The following is a 24,085-nucleotide window of genomic DNA, read 5'->3' as shown; positions in this document are numbered from 1 at the left end:
ACCGCTGCGCCGCAAGGCCGACGACACTCAAGGCGAGAGAGCCGATGTTTCGCGCCATCCAGATTCTCCTTCTGACATTTTGTCTGATGCTTTCGGGCCTGACGCTTTCTGGGACCGGCCTTCGCGCCGAGGACGACGTGCACGCTCTCGTCGATGCGCTCGGCGTCGGCGGCTTTCCCGAGCGCGACGCGGCCATCCGGGCGCTTGCCGCTTCCGGGGATACGCATGTCAGCCAGATCCTGCAGCAGCTGAGCGACGGCCAACTCTACGTCAATTTGGAGGGCGGTCCCGTGCTCGTGCAGGGCGGGACGGAGGATGAGCCCACCTATTCCGATCCGATCACCGGCGAGGCGGTTGCCGATGTCGATCCCGACTTGATGTCGAAGGTCAAGATCAACAATGCACTGCGCACCACGATCACGACGATGATGAGCCAGCTGACGCTCCTGAGCCCGGATCGCTCGGCGCGGCTCGCTGCGGCCGAGGGCATGCTTAGGGATGCCGATCCTGCCAATCTCGAACTCCTGAATTCGGCTCTTTCAGCCGAGAAGGATGGCGAGATCAAAAACACGATGGAAGCGGCGCGGGCCGTGATGGTGCTGAAGAGCGATGCCGGTCTCGAGGAGAAGCGGGCTGCCATCGATATGATCGCCGCCCGCGGCGGCCGCGATGCGCTGACGATCCTGACGACGGCGATGGCGAATGCGCCCGACGATCTGAAGCCCGCGATCCAGACGGAGATCAATTCGATCAACCGTGACCTGGCGCTCTGGGACGTCGTCCAGAACGTCTGGTACGGCCTGTCGCTCGGCTCGGTGCTGCTCTTGGCCGCTATCGGCCTTGCCATCACCTTCGGCGTCATGGGTGTCATCAACATGGCGCATGGCGAGATGGTGATGATCGGCGCCTATACGACCTATGTCGTGCAGGAAACGATCGCCTCGGCCTTCCCCTCGCTTGCCGATTATTCACTGGCCTTCGCGGTGCCGGCTGCCTTCCTCTTCACCGGTCTGGTCGGTCTCGTCATCGAACGTTCGGTGATCCGCTATCTCTACGGCCGCCCGCTGGAGACCCTGCTTGCCACCTGGGGCGTGTCGCTGATCCTGCAGCAGGCGATCCGCAGCTATTTCGGCCCGACCAACCGCGAGGTCCGCAATCCGAGCTGGATGTCCGGTGCCTTCGATTTCGGCGGGCTGGTCATCACCTGGAACCGGCTCTGGATCATCGCCTTCTCTGTGGTGGTATTCCTGACGCTCCTGATGCTGCTCAAGCGCTCCGCCTTCGGGCTGCAGATGCGGGCGGTGACGCAGAACCGGCGCATGGCTTCCTCCATGGGCATCCGCACCGGCTGGGTCGATGCCTTCACCTTCGCGCTCGGCTCCGGCATCGCCGGCATGGCCGGTGTGGCGCTCTCGCAGATCGATAACGTCTCGCCGAACCTCGGCCAGAACTACATCATCGACAGCTTCATGGTCGTCGTATTCGGCGGGGTCGGCAATCTCTGGGGCACGCTGGTCGGCGCCCTGTCGCTCGGCGTCGTCAACAAGTTCCTTGAGCCCTTCGCCGGCGCCGTGCTCGGCAAAATCCTGGTGCTCGTCCTCATCATTCTGTTCATCCAGAAGCGTCCGCGCGGGCTCTTCGCACTCAAAGGAAGGGCGGTGGAAGCATGATAACGGCCTTCCTTCTCCGATCGCTCGATCGCAGGATCACAATCGCCGTCGCCCTGCTGCTGGCGGTCGCCATTCTCGTGCCGGTGCTGAACCTCGCCACCGGGCCAACCCATCCGCTTCACGTCCCGACCTACATCATGGCGCTGTTTGGCAAGTATCTGACCTATGCGCTGCTGGCGCTGGCGCTCGATCTCGTCTGGGGCTTCTGCGGCATCCTTTCGCTCGGCCACGGCGCCTTCTTCGCGCTCGGCGGTTATGCGATGGGCATGTATCTGATGCGCCAGATCGGCTCGCGCGGCGTCTACGGCGATCCGATCCTTCCCGACTTCATGGTGTTCCTGAACTGGAAGGAACTGCCCTGGTTCTGGTACGGCTTCGACCAGTTCTGGTTCGCGGCGCTGATGGTGCTCCTCGTGCCTGGTTTGCTCGCCTTCGTCTTCGGCTGGTTCGCTTTCCGCTCGCGCGTCAACGGCGTCTACCTCTCGATCATCACCCAGGCGATGACTTATGCGCTGCTGCTTGCCTTCTTCCGCAACGACATGGGTTTCGGCGGCAATAACGGCATGACCGATTTCAAGGACATCCTCGGCTTCAACATCCAGGCAGACGGCACGCGCGCCAGCCTCTTCGCCGCGACCGCGATCTTTCTGGCGCTATCGCTGACGATCGCCTCGGCAATCGTCCGCTCAAAGTTCGGCAAGGTGCTCGTCGGCGTACGCGACGCCGAAAGCCGCACACGCTTCCTCGGCTACCGCGTCGAGCATTTCAAGCTCTTCACCTTCGTCGTCTCGGCGATGATGGCGGGCATTGCCGGCGCGCTCTACGTGCCGCAGGTCGGCATCATCAATCCCGGCGAATTCGCGCCCGCAAACTCCATCGAAGTCGTCATCTGGACGGCGGTCGGCGGGCGGGGAACGCTGATCGGGCCGATCATCGGGGCGATCCTCGTCAATGGCGGCAAGACGATTTTCACCGGTCTCTTCCCCGAGTTCTGGCTGTTTGCGCTCGGCGGTCTCTTCGTCGCCGTTACGCTGTTCCTGCCGAAGGGCATCGTCGGCACCATCGCGCACCAACTCGGCAAACGGAAGGCCGTCACCGACGCTGTACCCCCGGCGGCAGAGGAAGATGACATCGAAGCGAAAATCCAGGCAGCGGAGTGAGCGCCCATGATTCCCGACGTCAAACCCAACAGCGTGCTCTATCTCAGCGGCGTCTCCGTTTCCTTCGACGGCTTCAAGGCGCTGAATTCGCTCTCGATCGTCATCGAGCCCGGCGAGCTTCGCGCCATTATTGGCCCGAACGGCGCCGGCAAGACGACGATGATGGATATCATCACCGGCAAGACCAGGCCTGATGAGGGCGAGGTTTTCTTCAACGGGACCGTCGACCTCACCAAGAAGGATGAGGCCGACATCGCTCAGCTCGGCATCGGCCGCAAGTTCCAGAAGCCGACGGTCTTCGAAAGCCATACAGTCTGGGACAATCTGGAACTGGCGCTGAACCGCCGCCGCTCCGTCTTCTCGACGCTGTTCTATCGACTTTCGAGCGAAGACAGGACGCGCATCGATGAGATTCTCGAAACCGTGCGGCTGACCCACCGCCGCGACGAACTGGCTGCCAATCTATCGCACGGGCAGAAGCAATGGCTGGAGATCGGCATGTTGCTTGCCCAGGAGCCGAAGCTGCTGCTCGTCGACGAGCCGGTCGCCGGCATGACGGATGCGGAGACAGCGGAAACGGCGATTCTGCTCAAGAATATCGCCAAGACCCGGTCGGTCGTCGTCGTTGAGCACGACATGGGCTTCATCCGCGACCTCGGCGTCAAGGTGACCTGCCTTGCGGAAGGATCGGTGCTGGCGGAGGGATCGATCGATTTCGTCAGTTCGGATCCGAAGGTGATCGAGAATTATCTAGGAAGGTGAGGAATGCAACTTCCAGGCTTGAACCTGACAATGGAAGACGCTCTAAAACGAGCGGGGTTTACTGTGGGGTTTCATCATGGCTTTTCTCGGTATTCTGGTCGCGGCGCTCAGCGGCGCGGTCATCTGGTATTGGCGTTTTAAAATGGTGCGCGAGGCGGGAAACGAGATCATCGATTCCGTCGAGCGCATGCGGGGCGCTTATAAGCGCAGGAAGTTTCGCAAGCAGGCCGAGGTAGCGCCGCTGGCCTCGATTGCCGATCCGGCGATTGCGGCGGTGGCCTTTTTCTTCTGCCTTGCCAAGGAGAAGCCGATGTATGTCGACGCGGCGAAGGATGTTATCCGCAGCCGCATGAAAGGCATCATCCGGCCGGGCGACCTGGAGGAGGTGTTGGTTTTCGGCGAGTGGGCTTCCAAGAACGTCACCAGTCCGGAAGATCCGATCCGCCGGTTCCGGGATCTCTGGTTAAAGGCGCTCGACATGCAGGAGCGCCAGCAATTGATCGGCATTGCCGAGGACGTGGCCGAGACCGGCGGCGAGAGAACGAAAGAACAGGACTACGCCCTGCAGACGCTGAGGCGCAGTCTGATGAACTGATGGGGAATGGGTGAACGGATGCTGACAGTCGAGAACGCAAATCTGCATTATGGCGCGGCGCAGGCGCTGCGCGGCATCTCCATCAAGGCGGAGATGGGCAAGATCACCTGCGTGCTGGGGCGCAACGGCGTCGGCAAGAGTTCGCTGCTGCGCGCCGTCACCGGCCAGCATCCGCTGTCGGCCGGCACCGTCACCTTCAACGATACAAAACTGAACGGCCTGCCGCCCTTTGCCCGCGCCAAGCAGGGCATCGGCTATGTGCCGCAGGGGCGTGAAATCTTTCCGCTGCTTACCGTCAAGGAAAATCTCGAAACCGGCTTCGCTCCGCTTGGCCGCCGCGACCGCAACATTCCCGACGATATCTTCAGTCTCTTCCCGGTGCTGAAATCGATGTTGTCACGGCGCGGCGGCGATCTTTCCGGCGGGCAGCAGCAGCAGCTGGCAATCGGGCGCGCCATGGTGACGCGGCCGAAAATTCTCGTGCTCGACGAGCCGACCGAGGGCATTCAGCCGTCGATCATCAAAGATATCGGCCGGGCGATCCGCTATCTCCGCGATTCCACAGGCATGGCGATCCTGCTTGTCGAGCAATATCTGGATTTCTGCCGGGAGCTTGCCGACTATGTCTACATCATGGACCGCGGCGAGATCGTGCATGAAGGGCTTGCCGAAACGCTGGATACGCAGGAGGCTCGCCGCCATCTGACCGTCTGACCGGCAAATGCCGCAATTTGCGGCAGAGAGAACGACGGCTCGTTGATCTCTTCTGCGCGGACCGCAGCCCTTGTCGGGCGGCATGGGAATTGCTTGCTTTCCGTCATTCGCGCGCGTGAATGGAAAGCGGTGGCGCGATTGAAAGGACGACATGACGAGTGCGGCAGTGAGTACCAGACCGCAAAGAGCGGAGGGACGGGGGCATCTGGCGGCAAGGCTGCTCGATGGGCGCACTCGTATTCGCGAGCTCTATCAGGAGGGCGCGGCGAAGATCCGCTTGCCTGATACTTTCGACGCCTCGATGGAAGCCGTCATCATCAACACCGCGGGCGGGCTGACCGGCGGCGATCGGCTGGACTGGAGCGTTGTTGCCGGTGCCGGCACGAAGATCGACGTTACCACCCAGGCCTGCGAAAAGATCTACAAGGCGTCGGCCGGCACCGCCGAGGTGACGACCCGCATCGAAGTCGGCGTTGGAGCGCGCGTCGACTGGCTTCCGCAGGAAACGATCCTCTTCGACAGGGCAGCGCTTTTCCGCCGCCTGGACGTCGATCTCGACGAAAGCGCCGAATTCCTGGCCGTCGAAGCGGTGCTGCTCGGCCGCAAGGCAATGGGCGAGGCGGTGGAGACTGGGCTCTTTCGTGACCGCTGGCGTATCCGCCGCTCGGGCCGGCTGATCCATGCCGAGGAGCTTAGACTTTCCGAGGGTATCGCGGCATTGACCGCGCGTCAGGCCGTGCTCGGCGGGCAGGTGGCCTTTGCGACGCTGCTTTATGCCGGTCCGCTGGCTGAAGCCTATCTCGGCAAGGTGCGGCCGCTCGTCGAAGGGATCATGGGCGGCGCGAGTGCCTGGAGCGACAAGCTCGTCGTTCGCCTTGCCGCAGCCGACGGTTTTACGCTGAGAAAAATCCTTATCCCGGTCATTTCCGTCTTGCGCAACGGTGCGCCTGTGCCGAAAGTCTGGAATCTATGAAGCGAAGCATGAGGCAGATGGGCAAGCAATGAACCTCACTCCGAGAGAAAAAGACAAGCTGCTGATTTCGATGGCGGCGATGGTGGCACGGCGGCGGCTGGAGCGCGGCGTCAAGCTGAACTATCCCGAAGCGATTGCGCTGATCAGCGACTTCGTCGTCGAAGGCGCCCGCGACGGCCGTCCCGTCGCCGAGCTGATGGAAGCCGGCGCCCATGTGATCGGCCGTGATCAGGTGATGGAGGGCGTTGCCGAGATGATCCACGACGTGCAGGTGGAAGCAACGTTTCCCGACGGAACCAAGCTCGTCACCGTACATGAACCGATTCGGTAGGGAGAGAAAATGCTGGAACTGAGACCCAATTGCGAATGCTGCGACAAGGATCTGCCGCCGGAGAGCGCTGAGGCGCGGATCTGCACCTACGAATGCACCTTCTGCGCCGATTGCGTGGACGGCGTGCTGAAGGGCACTTGCCCGAATTGCGGCGGCAATCTCGTCGCCAGGCCCATCCGGCCGGCCGCCATGCTCGCCAAACATTCGGCGTCGACGAAACGCGTGCTGAAGGCCGAGGGCTGTGCGCCCAGAGCGGCTTAAGGAGAATGAGATGATTCCGGGCGAGATCATTGCCGCAAGCGGCGACATCGAACTCAATGCCGGCGCGCCGACGGTGACGCTGGAAGTTTCTAATACAGGCGACCGGCCGGTGCAGGTCGGCAGCCACTATCATTTTGCCGAGACCAATGCCGGGCTTTCCTTCGACCGCGCGGCGGCGCACGGGAAACGTCTTGATATTCCGGCCGGGACGGCCGTGCGCTTCGAGCCGGGGCAGACGCGTTCGGTGACGCTGATCCCGCTTTCCGGCAAGCGCGAGGTTTACGGCTTCCGCCAGCTCGTGATGGGCAAGCTTTAGAAGAACGGGAGAGGTGATTGCGTCTGAATATCTGCCTCATCGGGGCGGCGATGCTGTTTGTGGCCGGCCGTGTGTCCGCGCAGGATGTCGATTGCAAGAATCCGCAGACGCAATCGGACATGACCTCCTGCGAAGAAGCGCGCCATGAGGCTGCCGACAAGGCGCTGAACGAACAATATAAGAAGACACGCGCCGCCATGGCGGCGATCGACAAGGATCTCGACGGCGACATGAAGGGTGCCGAAAGGGCGCTGGTCAAGGCGCAGCGCGCCTGGATCGACTATCGCGACGCAGAATGCGATGCCTTCGGCTTTCAGGCCCGCGGCGGCACGATGGAGCCGATGCTGGTTGCCGGATGTCTGGCCGAAGAGACGGATAAACGCACGAAAGAGCTGAAACAGCTCGAAGACACGATGAGCAACTAGGGTGATCAAAAAGATCGTAATCGTCGGCAATGGCGAGATTGGGGAAGGACAGGCAGGCACCATCGATGCCGCCGATTTCGTCATCCGCTTCAACGATTGCCGTTCCTACGGCACTGGCGGCAGCCGCACGGATGCCGTCGCGGTCTGCAATACCGGCCGGCCGGCAAAGGCAATGCTCGGCTCACCCGAGTGGCGCGCCCATCCCGGTGTTGTTTCGGCGCGCGAAATCTGGAGCGTGCGCGACCCGGAAAAATTTGCCGCGATGCGGGCGCCGCTTGCCGTCTCGCATCCCGATCTCGATGATTTCTGCGACGACTATACGGATGCGTTCGCTGCCTTCTGCGCGGAAACCGGCAAGGCGCATATCGTCATCGGCAAGACGGTCCACGAGGCCGTCGACGCCTCGCTTTCGGCCTTTGCGCCTGCGCCCTATGTGGTGCCGAGCAGCGGCATGATCGTTATCGCCGATGTGCTGGACAAATATGCCGAGGCCGAGGTGATGCTGGCCGGCTTTGGTCACGCCGGCTGGGAATGGCATCCGTTTGCGGCCGAACGGCAGCTGGTGGACCGCTATATCTGGGAAGGGCGGCTTCGACGTCTTGGAGCGGATATTGCAGCAACTGGGAGAGCGCCTTACATTTTGAGCAGAATGTAAGGAGATTTGTTATGGCGACATCGGCAAAGGTCACATCGAAAAACCAGATCACACTGCCCGCAGCGTTGCGCAAATCCCTGGATATCCATGCAGGCGATCGCATTGACTTCGTTGCGAATTCCAAAGGTGTGTTCGAAGTCCACGTGTTACGGGAGAGTCTCGCCGACTTGATAGGAGTGCTCAAGAGCGACCAGCCGGTCTCCAGCGAAGACATTGAAAAATGGATCGCGGAGGCTCGCGGTGCAATGGCGACGGGATCGGGGAATGTTGGGGATTGATACGAATATCCTGCTCAGGATCTTTCTCACGGACCTTTCCGATGACACGCCGGACCAGCTTTCCCTCGTTCGGGACGCTGTCGTCGGCAGCCGCGAGCCGTTCTTCGTCAATCACGTGGTCATTGTCGAGACGATCTGGGTGCTTCGGCAGAAGTTGAAATACAGCAAGGAAGTCATCGCCGACATCATGACGAGACTGCTCCACATGTCCGATGTAACGGTTCAGGAGCCGATGATCGTGGAGGCCTCATTGAGCAGTTTCATCCAATATCCCGGCGACTTTTCCGATCATCTTATTGGCGAAATCAACAGGCGGAACGGTTGTCGTACGACCCTGACCTTCGACAAGGCCGCATCGAAGTCTCCCAATTTCTCAGAACTCCAGAGGTAGAAGAAGATGCCCTACAAGATTTCGCGCGCCGCCTATGCCGGCATGTTCGGACCGACCACCGGCGACAAGGTGCGCCTTGCCGATACGGAGCTCTTCATCGAGATCGAGAAGGATTTCACCACTTATGGTGAGGAGGTGAAGTTCGGCGGCGGCAAGGTGATCCGTGACGGCATGGGCCAGAGCCAGGTGACACGGGCGGACGGCGCGGTCGATACGGTCATCACCAATGCGGTGATCGTCGATCATTCCGGAATCTATAAAGCCGATATCGGGCTGAAGGGTGGGCGCATCGTTGCCATCGGCAAGGCCGGCAATCCCGATATGCAGCCGGGCGTCAACATTATCGTCGGCCCGGGCACAGAGGCTATCGCCGCCGAAGGCAAGATCGTCACCGCGGGCGGCATGGATAGCCATATCCATTTCATCGCGCCGCAGCAGATCGAGGAAGCGCTGATGTCTGGCATGACCTGCATGCTCGGCGGCGGCACGGGGCCGGCGCATGGCACGCTCGCCACCACCTGCACGCCAGGTCCTTGGCATCTGGCGCGTATGATCGAAGCGGCGGACGCCTTCCCGATGAACCTTGCCTTTGCCGGCAAGGGCAATGCCTCGCTGCCGGGAGCACTGACCGAAATGGTGTTGGCCGGCGCCACCTCGCTGAAACTGCATGAGGACTGGGGCACGACGCCTGGCGCCATCGATTGCTGCCTGTCGGTCGCCGACGAATATGACGTGCAGGTGATGATCCACACCGATACGCTGAACGAAAGCGGCTTCGTCGAGGATACGATCGGCGCCATCAAGGGCCGCACCATCCATGCCTTCCACACGGAAGGAGCGGGCGGCGGGCACGCGCCTGACATCATCAAGATCTGTGGGCAGCCGAACGTCATCCCGTCGTCCACCAATCCGACGCGGCCCTATACGGTCAACACCATCGCCGAGCATCTCGACATGCTGATGGTCTGCCATCACCTGTCGCCGTCGATTCCCGAGGACATCGCATTTGCCGAAAGCCGGATCCGCAAGGAGACGATCGCGGCCGAAGACATCCTGCACGATATCGGCGCCTTCTCGATCATTTCGTCCGACAGCCAGGCCATGGGCCGCGTCGGCGAGGTGGCGATCCGCACCTGGCAGACGGCCGATAAGATGAAGCGCCAGCGCGGCCGACTGAAGGAGGAAAAGGGCGACAACGACAATTTCCGCGTCCGCCGCTATATCGCCAAATATACGATCAATCCGGCAATCGCGCATGGCCTTAGCCATGAAATCGGATCGGTCGAGATCGGCAAGCGTGCCGACCTCGTTCTCTGGAATCCGGCCTTCTTCGGCGTGAAGCCCGACATGGTATTGCTCGGCGGCTCGATTGCCGCCGCCCCTATGGGCGATCCGAATGCCTCGATCCCGACGCCGCAGCCGGTGCATTACCGGCCGATGTTCGCCTCCTATGGCCGCAGCCTCACCAATTCCTCCGTCACCTTCGTCAGCCAGGCCTCGCTCGATGCCGGGCTGAAGGGCCGGCTCGGGGTCGCAAAGGAACTCGTGGCGGTGAAGAATACGCGCGGCGGCATCTCCAAGGCGTCGATGATCCATAACGACCTGACACCGGAGATCGAAGTCGATCCGGAGACCTATGAAGTCAGGGCGAACGGCGAACTGCTGACCTGCGAGCCCGCGACGGTGCTGCCGATGGCGCAGCGCTATTTCCTGTTCTAGGCCAGTCATTCCGTGCTGAGGCGGATGCGCTGGCTGTTGCGGATCGTGCTCCTGCTCGCAGCTCTGGCAGCGGGCGGAACCTTCATTCCGCTGCCGCTGATTGCCCCGGTCAAGGCTTCGTCGGCGGAGGCAATCCACCGCATTCTCCTCCTATCGGGATCGATTCATACCGATATTGCCATTCCGCTCGATGAGGAGACACGGGCGGCATTTTCCTTCCTCGACGAGCCGGATTTTCCGCTCGGTCATCCGAATGCGGAATGGCTCGTGATCGGCTGGGGCGGCCGCGCCTTCTATCTCGAAACACCGACCTGGGCTGAGCTGAAGCCGCTGCCCGTGCTACGGGCGCTGACTATCGACCGTTCGGTGCTGCATGTGGATCTCGCTGGCCATATTGCCGAGCCGCAGCCTGATGTTACGGCCTTCGATATTAGTGATGATGAATTGGCGCGGCTGCGCAACTTCATCCTGAACAGCTTCGTCCGCAAGGCGGGCGAGATCCCGGCGATCCCGAATGCGGGATACGGGGAGATCGATCGGTTCTTCGAGGCTAAGGGATACTTCAACGCTCTCTTCGGCTGCAATACCTGGACTGCCGCGGCACTCCGGTCGGCGGGGCTTCGGACCGGCTTCTGGAACCCACTTCCACAATCATTGCGATTGTCTATCTCTGTCTACAATTGAAGCAGCCGCTGGCCAATCAGCTCTTAAAGAAATTGCGAACGGAACTCTCCAATCGGTTGTAAAAATTAGTGGAGAAACCTGTGTTCCCCAGGTAAGCCATTCTGGAACAGCCTCAAAGGGGCAGTTCAAAAAAGCAATTCTATATCAGCTATTTAATCACAATGTAGCGCTGTCATATTCAGGGACTCGAAGCTTGCACCCTCTGTTAGAAAAAATCTTCCCCTTGAATCGGCCAAAAACGATCGGATTTTAACGAGTCGATTAAGACACCCGCAGCAATTGGGCTTCTATCAATGCCTGGAACGCCGGGCAGGAAGGTCGATTCTCATGAGAAACTGGATGTCGCTGCAGGCCGATTTCGGCAATTTTCAATATCGCAGGGATGTCTATGTCTTTGCGTTGAAGATGAGCTTTCTTGCCGTCATTGTGTCCGGCGCCATTATCGCTCTGACGATACCGCCGCTCGCTTTTCTCGGGTTGCTGCCGGTGACGCTTTCGCATGCGATCGGCTTCGGCGCCATCTTTTCCTGGCTCGTCGGCGGCACCGTTTCCGGCATGCTGGCGCTGGCGGCGGGGTTCACAATGCATGAGCTGACGCTGTCGCGGGCGGAGTTCGAAAAGCTCAGCCGCACCGATACGCTCTCCGGTCTTCTCAACCGGCGCGCCTTCACCGAAGCGCTGGACGGGACCGAAGGCGATGCCTCGCTCGTCATTTTCGACGTCGACCGCTTCAAGGCGATCAACGATCGCTTCGGCCATGCCTGCGGTGATGCGGTTATCGCGGCGGTCTCGGCGGTGCTGCTTTCCGCCTTCGACGAATTCTCCGTCGTCGCGCGCCTCGGCGGTGAGGAGTTCGGCGTCATCGTCTCCGGCGAACCATTGGAGGCGCGGCTGGAGCGGATCGAGGCCGTGCGGGCTGATATCGCCGGCAAGTCGATCGTGGCGGAGGGGTATGAGATCGCCCTCACCATTTCCGGCGGCGTTGCCGATCTCATCGTCGGGCGCAACAAGCAGCAGGTCTATGCTTCGGCAGACCGGGCGCTTTATCTCGCCAAGGCGCTAGGACGCAATCGCGTCGTGCACGAGCGGGAGGGACTGCATCATGCCTGGCACGGGCTCGCCGAAACTAGTGCCAATACCGAGGGCAGGGGGCTGGGGAGCGACAACATGATGCAGGCCTACGGAATATAAAAGCCGGCCTCCCAAATGAAAGATCATTGGTGCTTGCATCGGCAAGGGCTATTTTGCATGGTCGTCGTCTCATCAAAACGGACATATCATGCAGCGCGTCACCTCCTATCTTCCCGCCGGAACCCCTTCCTCCCATCCGACCGCCCAGGTCAAGCTGCCGCATGATCTGCGGCATTTGCGCCGCAAGCTCCTGCATCTGGAGAATGGCGAGATGGTCATGCTCGACCTCAAGGATCCGGTGCTCTTCGCCAATGGCGACCTGCTTGTGCGCGAAGACGGCGAACTGATCGAGATCCTTGCCGCCGACGAGAAGCTCTTCGAGATTCGCGGACGCGACCGCAGGCATCTGGTCGAGCTTGCCTGGCATCTCGGCAACCGTCATCTCGCCGCCCAGATCGAGGAAGACCGCATCGTCATCCTGCGCGATCATGTCATCCGAACCATGCTGCAGGGGCTCGGCGCCACCGTGCTCGATATCGAAGAGCCCTTCCAGCCTGCGCGCGGGGCCTATCATTCACATGGCGGACATTCGCATGACCAGGGGCATGCGCATCATGACCACGGGCACAATCACAACGCTGGTCATGACCATGATCACGCGCATGGCCATGACCACAAACATGATCATACCTGTGACCATGATCACCACCATGGTCATGGGCACGGGCATCAAGGCCACAAACACGATTGAGGCTCGATGAGCGAAGATCGTGAATTGCAGGCACTGTTGCGCCTGACGGCATGGCTTTCACCGGCCTTTCCGATCGGCAGTTTCGCCTATTCAGGCGGGTTGGAGCGGGCGGTAGCCGATGGGCTCGTGACCGACTCGGCCTCGCTTGCGGACTGGATCGGCACGCTGATCGGCCATGGCTCGATCTGGAACGATGCGGTGCTTCTGGCGGAGAGCCACAGGCGCCAGGCCGAGGCTCCGGGCCTTGCCGAAATCGCTGCGCTTGCCGAAGCGCTTGCCGGATCGCGTGAGCGCCATAAGGAAACGATGCTGCTCGGCGAGGCCTTCCTCTTGGCGGCGCGAGCATGGCCGGACGAGGTTTTCGAAAGACTGCCTGGCAAAACCGCCTATCCCATTGCGGTCGGAGCGGTTGCGGGCGCCCATGCTATAAGGCCTGAGAAGGTGCTCGCGGTGTTCCTGCATGCCTATGCCTCACAGACGGTTTCAACAGGTATCCGTCTCGGCGTCGCCGGGCAGAAGGATGGTGTTGCCGTGCTTGCCGGGCTTGAAGAGCAGATTGCGGGGATCGCGCGACGGGCGGCAGCCTCAACCCTCAATGATCTCGGTTCGGCGACGGTGCAGGCCGATATCGCCAGCTTGCGCCACGAAACCCAGACGACCAGGCTTTTCCGCTCGTAACTACCACATTATCCCGTAACTGCGTCATTTGACGGTGGCGCGTGCCGGCGGCGTCGCTATCATCGGAATCCTATTGGAGTACGCCATATGAAATCAAGAAACGGACCTCTGCGCGTCGGCATCGGCGGGCCGGTCGGGTCGGGCAAGACGGCGCTGACGGAAAAGCTCTGCAAGGCGATGCGGGACGACTATTCCGTCGCCGTCGTCACCAACGACATCTATACGACCGAGGATGCCGAGGCGCTGGTGCGCATGCAAGCACTGCCTTCGGACCGCATCGTCGGCGTCGAGACGGGCGGCTGCCCCCACACCGCCATTCGCGAGGACGCGACGATCAATCTTCAGGCGATCGCGAGCCTTAACGAGCGGATCCCCAATCTCGATGTCGTCTTCATCGAGTCCGGCGGCGACAATCTGGCGGCGACCTTTTCGCCCGACCTCGCCGATATCACCATCTATGTGATCTCGGTCTGCCAGGGCGAGGAAATCCCGCGCAAGGGCGGGCCCGGCATCACCCGCTCCGACCTGCTCGTCATCAACAAGAAGGATCTGGCACCCCATGTCGGCGCCGACCTTGAGGTGATGGAGCGGGATGCGACGCGCATGCGCGCCTCACGCCCCTTCGTCTTCTCCGATATGAAGCGTGGCGATGGCGTCAGCTCGATCGTTAGTTTCTTGAGAGAGCAGGGCGGGCTCTGAGGGACAAGCCCGCCGCATCTGGCGGATGGCGGCGAGGGTGGCGAAACAAAAACGGGCCGGGAGATCGCTCCGGTCCGTAGTTTGTTGACAACGTCTCTTCCGCCATGCTCGGGCTCGTGCCGAGCATCTAACCACCGCGATTATTTGATGGGTAAACCTTTATTTCCAGGTATTTAATTGGGCCGGCATAGATCCTCGGCAGAAGGCCGAGGATGACGTCGGGGGTTTTGCATGCGGTTTGTCAGCAGCCCGACGAGCGGGAGGTCGCTCCCGGCCCGTCTCGTTTCCTGAGGCTTTGCTCACTCCGCCGCAAACGGCGGCAGGCGGAGCACATTGGTGTCGTTGGCGCCCTTGCGCTTGCTTTCCGGCTTTTCGATCGCGGTCAGGCGCTCGTCCAGCGCATCAATATCGCTGCGGTTCTCGCGGGTCACGCGGGTAAGATCCTCGCGCGAGAGCGGCAGGTCTTCCTCGTCCTTCCTGCCGACCAGGCGTCCAAACATCCAGCCGAGCAGGCGGGACAGATCGTCCATGATCAGGAAGAAGGAGGGAACGACGACGAGCGACAGCACCGTCGAGACGATGATACCGCCGATCACGGCGATTGCCATCGGCGCGCGGAACGAGCCGCCTTCGCCGACGCCGAGCGCCGACGGCAGCATGCCTGCCGACATGGCAATCGAAGTCATGATGATCGGCCGGGCGCGTTTGCGGCCGGCCTCGACCATGGCTTCAACACGGGACATGCCCTGATGGCGCATCTCGATTGCAAAATCGACGAGCAGAATGGCATTCTTGGTGACGATGCCCATCAGCATCAGAATGCCGATCATGACAGGCATTGACAGCGGATTGCTGGTGATGATCAGGCCCGCCGCGACGCCGCCGATCGCGAGCGGCAGCGAGAACAGGATGGTGAAGGGCTGGATCACGTCCTTGAAGAGCAGGATCAGCACGGTCAGCACCAACAGGAGGCCCATCAACATGGCGTTGACGAAGCTCTGCTGCATCTCGGTCTGCACCTTGGTGTCGCCGCTTTCCGCGAGGTGCACCGTGGCCGGAATGTTGGCCTCCTTGACGATCTCGCGGAAACGGGCCGAGGCGGTGTCGAGCGCTACGCCCTGCGGCAGGTCGGAACCGATAGAGACGACCCGGTTACGGTTGTTGCGCTTGATCGAGCTTACGCCTTCCGAATAGTCGATATTCGCGACGCTCGAGAGCGGAACGGTGCCGCCGCTGGCGGTCTGGATCTTCAGCGCCCGGATGGCGGCAAGGTCGCGGCGCATGTCAAGGGCCGCCTGGACTCGGATCGGGATCTGGCGATCGTCGAGCGAGATCTTGGCGAGGGCCGCATCGACATCGCCGATGGTGGCGACGCGGATCGTCTCGGAGATCTGCTGCGGCGTGATGCCGAGACGCGCCGCCTCGTCCTTGCGCGGATAGACCTGCAGTTCCGGACGCGGCAGGGCGCCGTCGGCGCTGACATTGGCGAGCAGCGGGTCGGCACGCAACTTGGATTCCAGAATGCCGACGGCTTCGTTCAGGTCCTTCTCGTTTTTGGAGAGGAAGTTGAAGGAGAGGTCGCGTTCGCCGCGGTCGTTAAGCTTCAGGATATGGACATCGGGAATATCGCGCAGCTTGGCGAAGACTTCCTTTTCAATATCCCATTGCGGGCGCTCGCGGCCGTGGACTTCCACCTTCGGCAGCATCGGACCGATGACCGGGATATGGCCGAGCACGTCGTTGACCACCTTCTTGACCAGCGACTGGTCGAGCTTGTGGAGCGCCAGCGTAATGGTTGCACGGCGGAGTTCGAGATCGCCCTTTGGCGATGCCCCGCCGAGGACGAATACGCTTTCGACGCCGTTGAGGTCCTTGACCCTGTCATAGATCGCCTTCGTCGTCTTCTCGGTGTCGTCGAGCCGCGCATTGGGCGGCAGTTCAACAGAGAGAACGATGCGCGAGGCATCTTCGGGCGGCAGGAAGCTGCCTGGAACCTTCATCAGCAGCATAACCGAACCGACGAGGAAACCGATCGCCGCAAGCAGCGTTAGATATCGCGAATATTTGTGCCCGGTCGTGGCGCGGATCAGGCGCGTATAACCCTTCATCAGCAGACCGTCATTGTCGTGATGGTCGTCGACACCGTCTTCGGCGCGCATGAGATAGGCGGCCATCATCGGGGTGATGAGGCGTGCCACCAGCAGCGAGAAAAAGACGGAGAATGCGACGGTCAGGCCGAACTGGATGAAGTACTGGCCCGGAATGCCCGGCATGAAGGAAACTGGCACGAAGACGGCGATGATGGTGAAGGTGGTGGCGATGACGGCGAGACCGATTTCATCCGCCGCCTCGATCGCCGCCCGATAGGGCGTCTTGCCCATCTTGATATGGCGGGCAATGTTCTCGATTTCCACGATCGCGTCGTCGACCAGGATACCTGTCGCGAGCGTCAGCGCCAGGAAGCTGACGAGGTTCAGCGAGAAGCCCATCATGTCCATAACCCAGAAGGTCGGGATCGCGGAGAGGGGTAGGGCGATGGCCGAAATCAGCGTCGCCCGCCAGTTTCGGAGGAACAGCAGAACCACGATGACGGCGAGCAAGGCGCCTTCGAGCAGCGTGTGGATGGCGGCTTCATAGTTGCCGTAGGTGAAATAGACCGAATCGTCGATCATCTCGATCTTCACGTTCGGATTTTCGCTTCGCACCTTGTCGAGGCTCTGCGCCACCGTCTCGGCGACGCTGACCTCACTGGCGCCCTTCGAGCGGAAGACGCCGAAGGTAACGACGGGCGTATCGTTGAAGCGCGAAAAGGATTTCGGCTCCTCATAGGTGTCCTTGATGACGCCGAGATCGGACAGCTTGACGAAACGGCCGCTCGGCAATGCAATCGTCGTGTCTGCCAGTTCGGCGACGTTGCGGGCGTCGCCAAGAACGCGGATTGCCTGTTCGCTGCCCGCCACCTGGCCGCGACCGGAGCCGAGATCGACATTGGTGCCGCGCAGTTGATCGTTCACGCTTGCGGCGGTGATGCCGTAAGCATCCAGTTTTCCGGGCGTGAGTTCGATGCGCACTTCGCGCTCCGCGCCGCCGTAACGATCGACGCGGCCGATGCCGGCCTGGCCCTGCAGCGCTCGCTTGATTGTATCGTCGACGAACCAGGACAGTTCTTCGAGCGACATGTCGGGTGAGGACACGGCGAAGGTCTGGATCGCCTGGCCCTCGACATCAACCTTGGTAACGATTGGTGCTTCGGCCGTCGCCGGCAGATCGCTGCGGATGCGGTCAATCGCGTCCTTGACGTCCTGCACGGCCTGTTCGGTCGGCACTTCCATCCGGAACATGACGTTGGTCTGTGAACTGCCGTCGGTCACCGTCGACTGGATTTCGTCGATGCCGGTGATCGAGGCGATCGCGTCTTCGATCTCCTTCGTCACCTGCATTTCGAGTTCGGCCGGCGACGCGCCGCTTTGCGTCACGCTGATCGAGACCAGCGGCACGTCGATGTTCGGAAAGCGCGTGATCGGCAGCGTGTTGAAGGACTGAATGCCGATGAATATCAGCAGGCAGAAGGCCAGCAGCGGCGCGATGGGATTTCGAATGGACCAGGCTGAAAAATTCATCGGATGGTCTCTTTAGTTGGAAGCGGAGGGCTGTTCACGCACCGGCGTGATGTGGTCGCCGTCGCGAACATAGGCGCCCGCCTTGGCGACGACCTCGTCGCCGCTCTTCAATCCATTGACGATCTCGACATAGGCGCCGTCCTGGATGCCGGTCTCGATCTTAGCGAATTTCACCACTCCGTCTTCGACCTTGCGGGCGGAGGATCCGTCGTTGCCGGTGAGCACCGCAGTCAGGGGAAGCGATACACCCTCGGTTTCACGGACGATGATCTCGGCGCTGCCATACATGCCGGAACGCGCCTTGCTGTCATCGTCGATGGAGATATGGACGAGGCCGAGGCGGGTCACGGAATCGACGGTGGGTGAAACCAGGCGCACGGCACCGGAAAGCTTTTCGCGGCTGCCGGAAAGGGAAATGGTTGCCTTCTGGCCGGCCACAATCCTGACAATATCGCTTTCGGCGACTTCGGCGACGAGCTCGATATCGCCGTTGCGGATGATGGTGAATAGCGGATCGCCGTTGCCGGCGGCGATCGCGCCGACCTTGGCGTTCTTAGCCGAAACCACACCGGCAACCGGCGTCTTCACATCGGTGCGGGCGAGCTTCAGATCGGCGTCTGCGATCTGGCTGTCGAAGACCTTCAGATCGGCTTCGGCGACCTCAATCGCCTGCTCGGCGGAGACGACTCGGGCGTTGGCGGCAGCGGCGGTCGCATCGGCCTGCTCGACCTGGGCTGTAGAAACCGTGCCCTTCTTGCCCATTTCCTGGGCGCGGGCCTGCTGCTGCCTTGCCTGTTCGGCATTGGCCTGCGCTTCGATGAGCTGGGCGCGCAGTTGGGCAAGGCTTGCCTCGCCCTTGGCCTTCGTCGCCATCATCTGGCTTTTCTCCAGGACCAGGGCATCGTCATTGAGCGTTGCCAGCGTGCTTTCAGCCTGGACCTTGTCGCCGACATCGGCTTTCAGCGTGCGAATCGAAAGGCCTTCGACCTGCGGCTGGATATAGACTTCCTCGACCGGCTTGACCGTTCCGGTGCCGATGACACGGTCGACAAGAGTGCGATTGACGGCGGTGGTGACGACGATCGCCGGCAGGTTCTGCTGCGGCTTTGCGACCGGCGCTTCCTGCGAAAAGGCGGCGGATGCAGCCAGCGCCGCTGCAAAAAGGGTGGATGTGCCTAAAATTCCAGTCGGCTTGCGTACCATGCGTTTTCGTCCAATCTCATCATAAGGTTAGCCGAATTCGCGCGTCTGCCATTGAGCTCGCGACCAGGCCACTGCCTTTCCTGCATTCTCAGGGGTATCCACACGTCATTTGCCGTCTTCATCCCTCGCCGGCAAATCGGCTTCTAGTTGGTATCGATTTGCTCGATATGCAAGCCCGGCAGAAAACAATTCCCCATGAGCCGATAATAAATACCATCATAACCTGAATCAATCATCGCAGACTTATGCGAACATGACGATCATTGATCCCGCTTTTCTCCTAATGACGTTTGACGCCGGAAAAATGCGACATCAGCGACGCTTTTTTTCGTGTTATCCCAAAAATGAGAAACGCGCGGAAATTTTCTCCGCGCGTTTCGCTTTACTTCCTGCCGTATTTACTTGGATGCGGCGTCTGTGATCTCGTGTGTCCAGGCCCCCGAGGGCTCCTTGTTGATGATCTTCTGGTCGAGCAGAGCCTTCGCCGTGCGGGCATAGAGCGCTTCGTCCAGCTTGCCGGAGCCGTCGCCGACCAGTTTGGCAACTTCGCCCATCATACGCTTCTGGTGGTTCTCGTCCTGGCCGCCGTTGTCCACGACGATCTCGGCGGCTTCATCGGGGTTCTCGGTCGCATATTTCCAGCCCTTCATCGAGGCGCGGACGAACTTGACCATCTTCTCCTTGAACGCCGGGTCCTTCAGCTTGTCTTCCATGGCGTAGAGGCCGTCCTCGAGAAGGTCATTGCCCATTTGCGTATAGTTGAAGACCGTCAGTTCCTCCGGCTTGAAGCCGGCGTCGATTGCCTGCCAGTATTCGTTATAGGTCATGACCGAGATGCAGTCGGCCTGCTTCTGGACGAGCGGTTGCACGTCGAAGCTCTGCTTCAGCACGGTGACGCCGTTCGGGCCGCCTTCGGTGGAAAGACCCAACTTGTTCATCCAAGCGAAGAAGGGGTATTCGTTGCCGAAGAACCAAACGCCGAGCGTATGGCCCTTGAAGTCGGCCTCGGTCTTGACCGGGCCGTCCTTACGGCAGATCATTTCCAAGCCGGACTTCTGATATGGCTGGGCGATGTTGACCAGCGGAACGCCCTTTTCGCGGGCAACCAACGCGCCGCCCATCCAGTCGACGATGACATCGGCGCCGCCACCGGCGATCACCTGCTCAGGCGCGATATCGGGACCACCCGGCTTGATGTCGACGTCGAGGCCCTCTTCCTTGTAGAAACCTTTCTCCTGGGCGACGTAATAACCGGCGAACTGGCTCTGTGTGACCCATTTCAGCTGCAGAACCACCTTGTCGGCGGCCATAGCATGGGCCGCTGCAAGCGACATGGCGCTCGCCATCATTGCAATCATCAATTTTTTCATTTTCTTGTCCTTACCCTCTGAAGTTATGCCCGGACCCAATTTGCGAGGCCCGCGCGCGCCTAGCCACCACGGATAGACGGATGCCAGAACGTCACCGCCCGTTCGGTCAGGGCGATGATGCCATAGAAGATCGAGCCGGCCAGCGCCGCGACGGCGATTTCCGCCCAGACCATGTCGACATTCATGCGGCCGATCTCGGTCGAGATGCGGAAGCCCATGCCGACGATCGGCGTCCCGAAGAATTCCGCAACGATGGCACCAATCAGAGCCAGCGTCGAGTTGATCTTCAGTGCGTTGAAAATGAAGGGCATCGCCGCCGGAAGCTTGAGCTTGAGCAACGTCTGCCAGTCGCTCGATGCGTAGGTGCGCATCAGGTCGCGCTCCATGCTGCCGGAGGCGGAAAGGCCTGCCACGGTGTTCACCAGCATTGGGAAGAAGGCCATGATGATGACGACGGCGGCCTTCGACGGCCAGTCGAAGCCGAACCACATGACCATGACCGGAGCGATGCCGATGATCGGCAGAGCCGACACCATGTTGCCGATCGGCAGCAGGCCGCGGCGCAGGAAGGCGATGCGGTCGGCCAGCACCGCGACGACGAAGCCGCTGAGGCAGCCGACGATATAACCGATCAGCACCGCCTTGAAGATCGTCTGCCTGACGTCGTCGCCGAGGATGGGCAGAGAGGCCATGATGCGGGCGCCGATGGCGCTCGGCGGCGGCAACAGGATGAAGGGGACGCCGGCACCGCGCGTGATCGCCTCCCAGAGGATGAGAATCCAGGCGCCGAAAATCGCCGGAATCAGAAGTTCGAGCACCGATGCACCGAAGGCGGCGGCAGGCGGCACTTTCGAAAGCTCCGTGACGCATCGCCAGGCGAGCAGCCACGCGGCGAAGAGCAGCAGGAAGTAAGCCCGCGTTGCCGTGCCCTCGTTGCCGGAAATCGCTGCAAGCAGCAGCCAGGCGGCGCCATGGGCGCCGATGAACAGCACGGTGGCGCGATAGGCCGGCGGCTGCGGTGCAAAGGACAGGAGAGCGGCCGCGGCGATGACGATGAAGATCAGGCTTGCGGTGCCATCGGTTAAAGGACGGGCCGCGCCCTCGGCCAGAAGCGGTAAGGCAGCCAGCGCCCCGATGCAGAAAAGAAGAGCGGCCGCGCCTTGCCAGGAGAAGCTCAGACGTCTCATGCCGGCCTCCCGCCCATGGCGCGGTCGACGATCTTCGCCGCAAGGCCGACAATCGCGACGAGGACGCCTGCAAGCAGCGAGCCGGCGACCAGCGCTGCCCAGATATCGATGGTCTGGCTGTAATAGGAGCCGGCGAGCAGCTTCGAACCAATGCCGGCAACGGCGCCCGTCGGCAATTCGCCGACGATGGCGCCGACGAGGCTTGCGGCGATCGCGACCTTCATAGAAGTGAAGAGAAAGGGGATCGAGGCAGGGACGCGCAGTTTCCAAAAGGTCTGGATCGGACTGGCGTTATAGGTGCGCATGAGGTCGAGATAGAGGAGTTCGGGTGACCGCAGCCCCTTCACCATGCCGACGGCGACCGGAAAGAAGGAGAGGTAGGTGGAGATCAGCGCCTTGGAGACGAGACGGGAGGCGTCGGAATCGAGATTCAGCAGATGCGCCAGCGCATTGTCGCCGGTCAGCACGTTGTAGGAGATGATGACGATCATCGGCGCGATAGCGAGGATCGGGATTGTCTGGCTGGCTACGAGCCAAGGCATCAGCGAGCGGTCCATGGCGCGGTTATGCACGATCAGCACGGCGAGAAGAATGCCGAGCAGCATGCCGAAACCGAAGCCGAGCAGGGTGGAGGAGAGCGTTACCCAGCTGTGATAGACGAGGCTGCGGCTGCTCGAAAGGCTGCGCAGGAAAGTGTTCTCATAGACATTCTCAGCCACCTGATGCGGTGCCGGCAGGATCGGCTTCGGCTGCGCCAGCGTCTTGCCGATGAATTCCATCGTGGTCGGCGTGAGGCCGGCGCGGCTGTCCATGTCACGCTGGAACGGCGCGTTCATGAGAATGGCGGCGACATACCAGATGGCGACGAGGGCGAGTAGGATGGTGGTGACGGGGACGATCTTGTTTTTGAAGGTGTCGGGTTTCACAGCGACTGCCCCGATATGTTGGTGTCGAATGCGCAGCCACCCCCCTCTGCCCTGCCGGGCATCTCCCCCACAAGGGGGGAGATCGGCAAGAGGATAGCACCTCGTTCCCATTTGCTTCTATGGAGTACTGCTCTCTTGTCCTTGTTTGCGGGAGCCTTCGCCTCCTGCTGATCTCCCCCCTTGTGGGGGAGATGCCCGGCAGGGCAGAGGGGGGTAGCCCCAGAATGCAGCCGCCTAAACCTCATGGCTATGCCCCGTCCTCAGTCCCTCGCGGACGCGATGGGCGATTTCCAGGAATTCGGGGGTATCGCGGATGTCAAGCGGGCGTTCGGCCGGCAGTGTCGAGTCGATCACATCGGTCACCCGGCCGGGGCGCGGCGACATCACCACTATCTTGGTCGAGAGGTAGACCGCCTCGGGGATGGAGTGGGTGACGAAGCAGATCGTCTTGTTGGTGCGGGCCCAGAGTTTCAGCAGCTCTTCGTTCAGATGGTCGCGGACGATCTCGTCAAGCGCGCCGAAGGGCTCGTCCATCAATAGCAGGTCGGCGTCGAAGGCGAGCGCGCGGGCGATTGAGGCGCGTTGCTGCATGCCGCCGGAAAGCTGCCAGGGGAATTTCTTCTCGAAGCCGGAAAGACCGACGAGGTCGAGCGCCTCGGCGATGCGCCTCGTCCGATCGGCGCCGCGATAACCCATGATCTCCAAGGGCAAGGCAATATTGTTCTCGATGGTGCGCCAGGGATAGAGCGCCGGCGCCTGAAAGACGTAGCCGTAGGCGCGGGCTTTGCGCGCCTCCGCCGGCGTCATGCCGTTGATCGAGATTTCGCCCGAGGTGCTCCTTTCGAGATCGGCGATGACGCGGAGGAAAGTCGTCTTGCCGCAGCCGGACGGGCCGATGAAAGAGACGAAATCGCCCTTGCGGACATCGAGATTGACATCGCTCAGCGCCCGCACCGGGCCGTCATTCGCCTGGTAGGTGAGACAGAGGTCCTTGGCGGATACGACGGAGGGTGCTTGCATCAATGCGACCGATCTTGTTTTCCCCGCTTGACGGCGGTTTGCATGTTACCATCGCTGCCGGCTTTGCCGGCGGCGCAATTCTTGGAGGAAGAAAATGGACGCGACATCAAAACCCACCTGCCACATCGTTCGTCCCAAGCACGCCTATGACGGCAAGCAGGGGCTCAGCTATTTCGAAGGGATAGCGGCTGAGACTGTCGGCGCCACGGGCATCTGCATGCACCTCCTGACGATCCCGCCCGGCGTGCGTGCCAAGGCGCACCTGCACGAGGCGCATGAGACGGCGATCTACGTGCTCTCCGGCGAGGCTCATACCTGGTACGGCGACCGGCTGGAGCATCACGTCATCACCCATGCCGGCGAACTGTTCTACATCCCGGCCGGCGTGCCGCATATGCCTGCGAACCTCAGCAGCACGCCCTGCACGGCGGTCATTGCGCGCACCGATCCCCACGAGCAGGAAAGCGTCGTTCTTCTGCCGGAACTGGACGCGCTGGTGCCGGCGTGAAGTCATCCGCATGAAGGCGTCGTTCCCCGGTTGATGGCCGTATCGCTATGCTCCATCG

At 61.3% G+C, this 24,085-nt stretch carries 26 protein-coding genes; 20 read left to right on the top strand and 6 right to left on the bottom strand.

What is annotated here, in order from left to right; genetic code table 11:
* Positions 1-44 precede the first annotated feature (44 nt).
* The 19 genes from urtB to ureG all read left to right on the top strand — a co-directional run bounded on the left by urtB (position 45) and on the right by ureG (position 14,193).
* Positions 45-1,670, top strand: a complete 1,626-nt coding sequence (urtB, locus tag ACQ7C1_RS13145) for an urea ABC transporter permease subunit UrtB (protein ID WP_430958568.1) — start codon at positions 45-47, stop codon at positions 1,668-1,670.
* Positions 1,667-2,830 carry an urea ABC transporter permease subunit UrtC gene (gene urtC, locus ACQ7C1_RS13140; protein WP_430958567.1) on the top strand — a complete coding sequence of 388 codons (1,164 nt, stop codon included), beginning with the start codon at positions 1,667-1,669 and terminating at the stop codon, positions 2,828-2,830. Before urtB ends, urtC begins: the two co-directional genes overlap by 4 nt.
* Before the next feature lie 6 nt (positions 2,831-2,836).
* On the top strand, positions 2,837-3,592 hold the full coding sequence (gene urtD, locus ACQ7C1_RS13135; RefSeq protein WP_085779184.1) for an urea ABC transporter ATP-binding protein UrtD: 756 nt from the start codon (positions 2,837-2,839) through the stop codon (positions 3,590-3,592).
* Between the two features lie 76 nt (positions 3,593-3,668).
* On the top strand, positions 3,669-4,187 hold the full coding sequence (locus ACQ7C1_RS13130) for a hypothetical protein (protein ID WP_097600667.1): 519 nt from the start codon (positions 3,669-3,671) through the stop codon (positions 4,185-4,187).
* 18 nt (positions 4,188-4,205) lie between these two features.
* Complete coding sequence (gene urtE, locus ACQ7C1_RS13125; protein WP_097600743.1) at positions 4,206-4,901, top strand: urea ABC transporter ATP-binding subunit UrtE; 696 nt, start codon at positions 4,206-4,208, stop codon at positions 4,899-4,901.
* 151 nt (positions 4,902-5,052) lie between these two features.
* On the top strand, positions 5,053-5,874 hold the full coding sequence (locus ACQ7C1_RS13120; RefSeq protein ID WP_085779182.1) for an urease accessory protein UreD: 822 nt from the start codon (positions 5,053-5,055) through the stop codon (positions 5,872-5,874).
* A 28-nt stretch (positions 5,875-5,902) separates the two neighbouring features.
* Positions 5,903-6,205, top strand: coding sequence for an urease subunit gamma (locus ACQ7C1_RS13115; RefSeq protein WP_064695492.1), 303 nt, complete (start codon positions 5,903-5,905; stop codon positions 6,203-6,205).
* Positions 6,206-6,214: 9 nt separating this feature from the next.
* Positions 6,215-6,466, top strand: coding sequence for a DUF1272 domain-containing protein (locus tag ACQ7C1_RS13110; RefSeq protein ID WP_430958566.1), 252 nt, complete (start codon positions 6,215-6,217; stop codon positions 6,464-6,466).
* A gap of 10 nt (positions 6,467-6,476) precedes the next feature.
* Complete coding sequence (locus ACQ7C1_RS13105; RefSeq protein ID WP_003542314.1) at positions 6,477-6,782, top strand: urease subunit beta; 306 nt, start codon at positions 6,477-6,479, stop codon at positions 6,780-6,782.
* A gap of 17 nt (positions 6,783-6,799) precedes the next feature.
* Positions 6,800-7,207, top strand: a complete 408-nt coding sequence (locus tag ACQ7C1_RS13100; RefSeq protein ID WP_097600664.1) for a lysozyme inhibitor LprI family protein — start codon at positions 6,800-6,802, stop codon at positions 7,205-7,207.
* A 1-nt stretch (position 7,208) separates the two neighbouring features.
* On the top strand, positions 7,209-7,862 hold the full coding sequence (locus ACQ7C1_RS13095; RefSeq protein ID WP_430958565.1) for a Urease operon accessory protein: 654 nt from the start codon (positions 7,209-7,211) through the stop codon (positions 7,860-7,862).
* Between the two features lie 11 nt (positions 7,863-7,873).
* Positions 7,874-8,140 carry an AbrB/MazE/SpoVT family DNA-binding domain-containing protein gene (locus ACQ7C1_RS13090; RefSeq protein WP_430958564.1) on the top strand — a complete coding sequence of 89 codons (267 nt, stop codon included), beginning with the start codon at positions 7,874-7,876 and terminating at the stop codon, positions 8,138-8,140.
* Entirely contained in the window at positions 8,127-8,531 is a 405-nt protein-coding gene (locus ACQ7C1_RS13085; RefSeq protein ID WP_430958563.1) for a PIN domain-containing protein, read from the top strand. The genes ACQ7C1_RS13090 and ACQ7C1_RS13085 overlap by 14 nt, the downstream gene beginning before the upstream one ends.
* Positions 8,532-8,537: 6 nt before the next feature.
* The gene (ureC, locus tag ACQ7C1_RS13080; RefSeq protein ID WP_430958562.1) at positions 8,538-10,250 is read left to right on the top strand and encodes an urease subunit alpha; all 1,713 of its coding nucleotides are present in this window, start codon (positions 8,538-8,540) and stop codon (positions 10,248-10,250) included.
* 24 nt (positions 10,251-10,274) lie between these two features.
* Positions 10,275-10,934, top strand: coding sequence for a TIGR02117 family protein (locus tag ACQ7C1_RS13075; RefSeq protein WP_430958561.1), 660 nt, complete (start codon positions 10,275-10,277; stop codon positions 10,932-10,934).
* Positions 10,935-11,261: 327 nt separating this feature from the next.
* Positions 11,262-12,125 carry a GGDEF domain-containing protein gene (locus tag ACQ7C1_RS13070; RefSeq protein ID WP_430958560.1) on the top strand — a complete coding sequence of 288 codons (864 nt, stop codon included), beginning with the start codon at positions 11,262-11,264 and terminating at the stop codon, positions 12,123-12,125.
* A gap of 88 nt (positions 12,126-12,213) precedes the next feature.
* Positions 12,214-12,816: an urease accessory protein UreE gene (ureE, locus tag ACQ7C1_RS13065; protein ID WP_430958559.1), complete on the top strand. Its 603-nt coding sequence runs from the start codon at positions 12,214-12,216 to the stop codon at positions 12,814-12,816.
* A gap of 6 nt (positions 12,817-12,822) precedes the next feature.
* The gene (locus ACQ7C1_RS13060; RefSeq protein ID WP_430958558.1) at positions 12,823-13,494 is read left to right on the top strand and encodes an urease accessory protein UreF; all 672 of its coding nucleotides are present in this window, start codon (positions 12,823-12,825) and stop codon (positions 13,492-13,494) included.
* 87 nt (positions 13,495-13,581) lie between these two features.
* On the top strand, positions 13,582-14,193 hold the full coding sequence (ureG, locus tag ACQ7C1_RS13055) for an urease accessory protein UreG (protein WP_097600658.1): 612 nt from the start codon (positions 13,582-13,584) through the stop codon (positions 14,191-14,193).
* 299 nt (positions 14,194-14,492) lie between these two features.
* Here the strand turns inward: ureG and ACQ7C1_RS13050 are convergent, their stop codons facing one another.
* From ACQ7C1_RS13050 to ACQ7C1_RS13025, 6 genes are all read right to left on the bottom strand, one after another.
* Positions 14,493-17,813, bottom strand: a complete 3,321-nt coding sequence (locus ACQ7C1_RS13050) for an efflux RND transporter permease subunit (RefSeq protein WP_430958557.1) — start codon at positions 17,811-17,813, stop codon at positions 14,493-14,495.
* A 12-nt stretch (positions 17,814-17,825) separates the two neighbouring features.
* Entirely contained in the window at positions 17,826-19,016 is a 1,191-nt protein-coding gene (locus ACQ7C1_RS13045) for an efflux RND transporter periplasmic adaptor subunit (protein WP_430958556.1), read from the bottom strand.
* A gap of 398 nt (positions 19,017-19,414) precedes the next feature.
* Complete coding sequence (locus ACQ7C1_RS13040; protein WP_221113550.1) at positions 19,415-20,386, bottom strand: ABC transporter substrate-binding protein; 972 nt, start codon at positions 20,384-20,386, stop codon at positions 19,415-19,417.
* Between the two features lie 59 nt (positions 20,387-20,445).
* Positions 20,446-21,573 carry an ABC transporter permease gene (locus ACQ7C1_RS13035; protein WP_430958555.1) on the bottom strand — a complete coding sequence of 376 codons (1,128 nt, stop codon included), beginning with the start codon at positions 21,571-21,573 and terminating at the stop codon, positions 20,446-20,448.
* Positions 21,570-22,499: an ABC transporter permease gene (locus ACQ7C1_RS13030; RefSeq protein WP_430958554.1), complete on the bottom strand. Its 930-nt coding sequence runs from the start codon at positions 22,497-22,499 to the stop codon at positions 21,570-21,572. The genes ACQ7C1_RS13035 and ACQ7C1_RS13030 overlap by 4 nt, the downstream gene beginning before the upstream one ends.
* A 234-nt stretch (positions 22,500-22,733) precedes the next feature.
* Positions 22,734-23,519 (bottom strand): ABC transporter ATP-binding protein, encoded by a 786-nt coding sequence (locus ACQ7C1_RS13025; protein ID WP_085779168.1) that lies wholly within the window; start codon positions 23,517-23,519, stop codon positions 22,734-22,736.
* A 94-nt stretch (positions 23,520-23,613) separates the two neighbouring features.
* Here ACQ7C1_RS13025 and ACQ7C1_RS13020 point away from each other — a divergent pair, with 94 nt between their 5' ends.
* Complete coding sequence (locus tag ACQ7C1_RS13020; RefSeq protein ID WP_011426527.1) at positions 23,614-24,027, top strand: cupin domain-containing protein; 414 nt, start codon at positions 23,614-23,616, stop codon at positions 24,025-24,027.
* Positions 24,028-24,085 lie beyond the last annotated feature (58 nt).

The sequence above is a fragment of the Rhizobium sp. Nf11,1 genome (assembly GCF_050587665.1).
GTDB lineage: Bacteria > Pseudomonadota > Alphaproteobacteria > Rhizobiales > Rhizobiaceae > Rhizobium.
The sequence above is the reverse complement of the archived record's forward strand: the minus strand, read 5'-3'. Positions and strand labels throughout refer to the sequence as shown.

What these genes read in the sequence shown, in the direction of transcription:
- urtE (WP_097600743.1), top strand. Translation starts at nt 4,206, where the DNA reads ATGCTGACAGTCGAGAACGCAAATCTGCATTATGGCGCGGCGCAGGCG.
- ACQ7C1_RS13130 (WP_097600667.1), top strand. Translation starts at nt 3,669, where the DNA reads ATGGCTTTTCTCGGTATTCTGGTCGCGGCGCTCAGCGGCGCGGTCATC.
- ACQ7C1_RS13025 (WP_085779168.1), bottom strand. Translation starts at nt 23,519, where the DNA reads ATGCAAGCACCCTCCGTCGTATCCGCCAAGGACCTCTGTCTCACCTAC.
- ACQ7C1_RS13075 (WP_430958561.1), top strand. Translation starts at nt 10,275, where the DNA reads ATGCGCTGGCTGTTGCGGATCGTGCTCCTGCTCGCAGCTCTGGCAGCG.
- ACQ7C1_RS13035 (WP_430958555.1), bottom strand. Translation starts at nt 21,573, where the DNA reads ATGAGACGTCTGAGCTTCTCCTGGCAAGGCGCGGCCGCTCTTCTTTTC.
- ureC (WP_430958562.1), top strand. Translation starts at nt 8,538, where the DNA reads ATGCCCTACAAGATTTCGCGCGCCGCCTATGCCGGCATGTTCGGACCG.
- urtD (WP_085779184.1), top strand. Translation starts at nt 2,837, where the DNA reads ATGATTCCCGACGTCAAACCCAACAGCGTGCTCTATCTCAGCGGCGTC.
- ACQ7C1_RS13110 (WP_430958566.1), top strand. Translation starts at nt 6,215, where the DNA reads ATGCTGGAACTGAGACCCAATTGCGAATGCTGCGACAAGGATCTGCCG.
- ACQ7C1_RS13040 (WP_221113550.1), bottom strand. Translation starts at nt 20,386, where the DNA reads ATGAAAAAATTGATGATTGCAATGATGGCGAGCGCCATGTCGCTTGCA.
- urtC (WP_430958567.1), top strand. Translation starts at nt 1,667, where the DNA reads ATGATAACGGCCTTCCTTCTCCGATCGCTCGATCGCAGGATCACAATC.
- ureG (WP_097600658.1), top strand. Translation starts at nt 13,582, where the DNA reads ATGAAATCAAGAAACGGACCTCTGCGCGTCGGCATCGGCGGGCCGGTC.
- ACQ7C1_RS13115 (WP_064695492.1), top strand. Translation starts at nt 5,903, where the DNA reads ATGAACCTCACTCCGAGAGAAAAAGACAAGCTGCTGATTTCGATGGCG.
- ACQ7C1_RS13060 (WP_430958558.1), top strand. Translation starts at nt 12,823, where the DNA reads ATGAGCGAAGATCGTGAATTGCAGGCACTGTTGCGCCTGACGGCATGG.
- ACQ7C1_RS13045 (WP_430958556.1), bottom strand. Translation starts at nt 19,016, where the DNA reads ATGGTACGCAAGCCGACTGGAATTTTAGGCACATCCACCCTTTTTGCA.
- ACQ7C1_RS13085 (WP_430958563.1), top strand. Translation starts at nt 8,127, where the DNA reads ATGTTGGGGATTGATACGAATATCCTGCTCAGGATCTTTCTCACGGAC.
- ureE (WP_430958559.1), top strand. Translation starts at nt 12,214, where the DNA reads ATGCAGCGCGTCACCTCCTATCTTCCCGCCGGAACCCCTTCCTCCCAT.
- ACQ7C1_RS13090 (WP_430958564.1), top strand. Translation starts at nt 7,874, where the DNA reads ATGGCGACATCGGCAAAGGTCACATCGAAAAACCAGATCACACTGCCC.
- ACQ7C1_RS13105 (WP_003542314.1), top strand. Translation starts at nt 6,477, where the DNA reads ATGATTCCGGGCGAGATCATTGCCGCAAGCGGCGACATCGAACTCAAT.
- ACQ7C1_RS13020 (WP_011426527.1), top strand. Translation starts at nt 23,614, where the DNA reads ATGGACGCGACATCAAAACCCACCTGCCACATCGTTCGTCCCAAGCAC.
- urtB (WP_430958568.1), top strand. Translation starts at nt 45, where the DNA reads ATGTTTCGCGCCATCCAGATTCTCCTTCTGACATTTTGTCTGATGCTT.
- ACQ7C1_RS13120 (WP_085779182.1), top strand. Translation starts at nt 5,053, where the DNA reads ATGACGAGTGCGGCAGTGAGTACCAGACCGCAAAGAGCGGAGGGACGG.
- ACQ7C1_RS13070 (WP_430958560.1), top strand. Translation starts at nt 11,262, where the DNA reads ATGAGAAACTGGATGTCGCTGCAGGCCGATTTCGGCAATTTTCAATAT.
- ACQ7C1_RS13050 (WP_430958557.1), bottom strand. Translation starts at nt 17,813, where the DNA reads ATGAATTTTTCAGCCTGGTCCATTCGAAATCCCATCGCGCCGCTGCTG.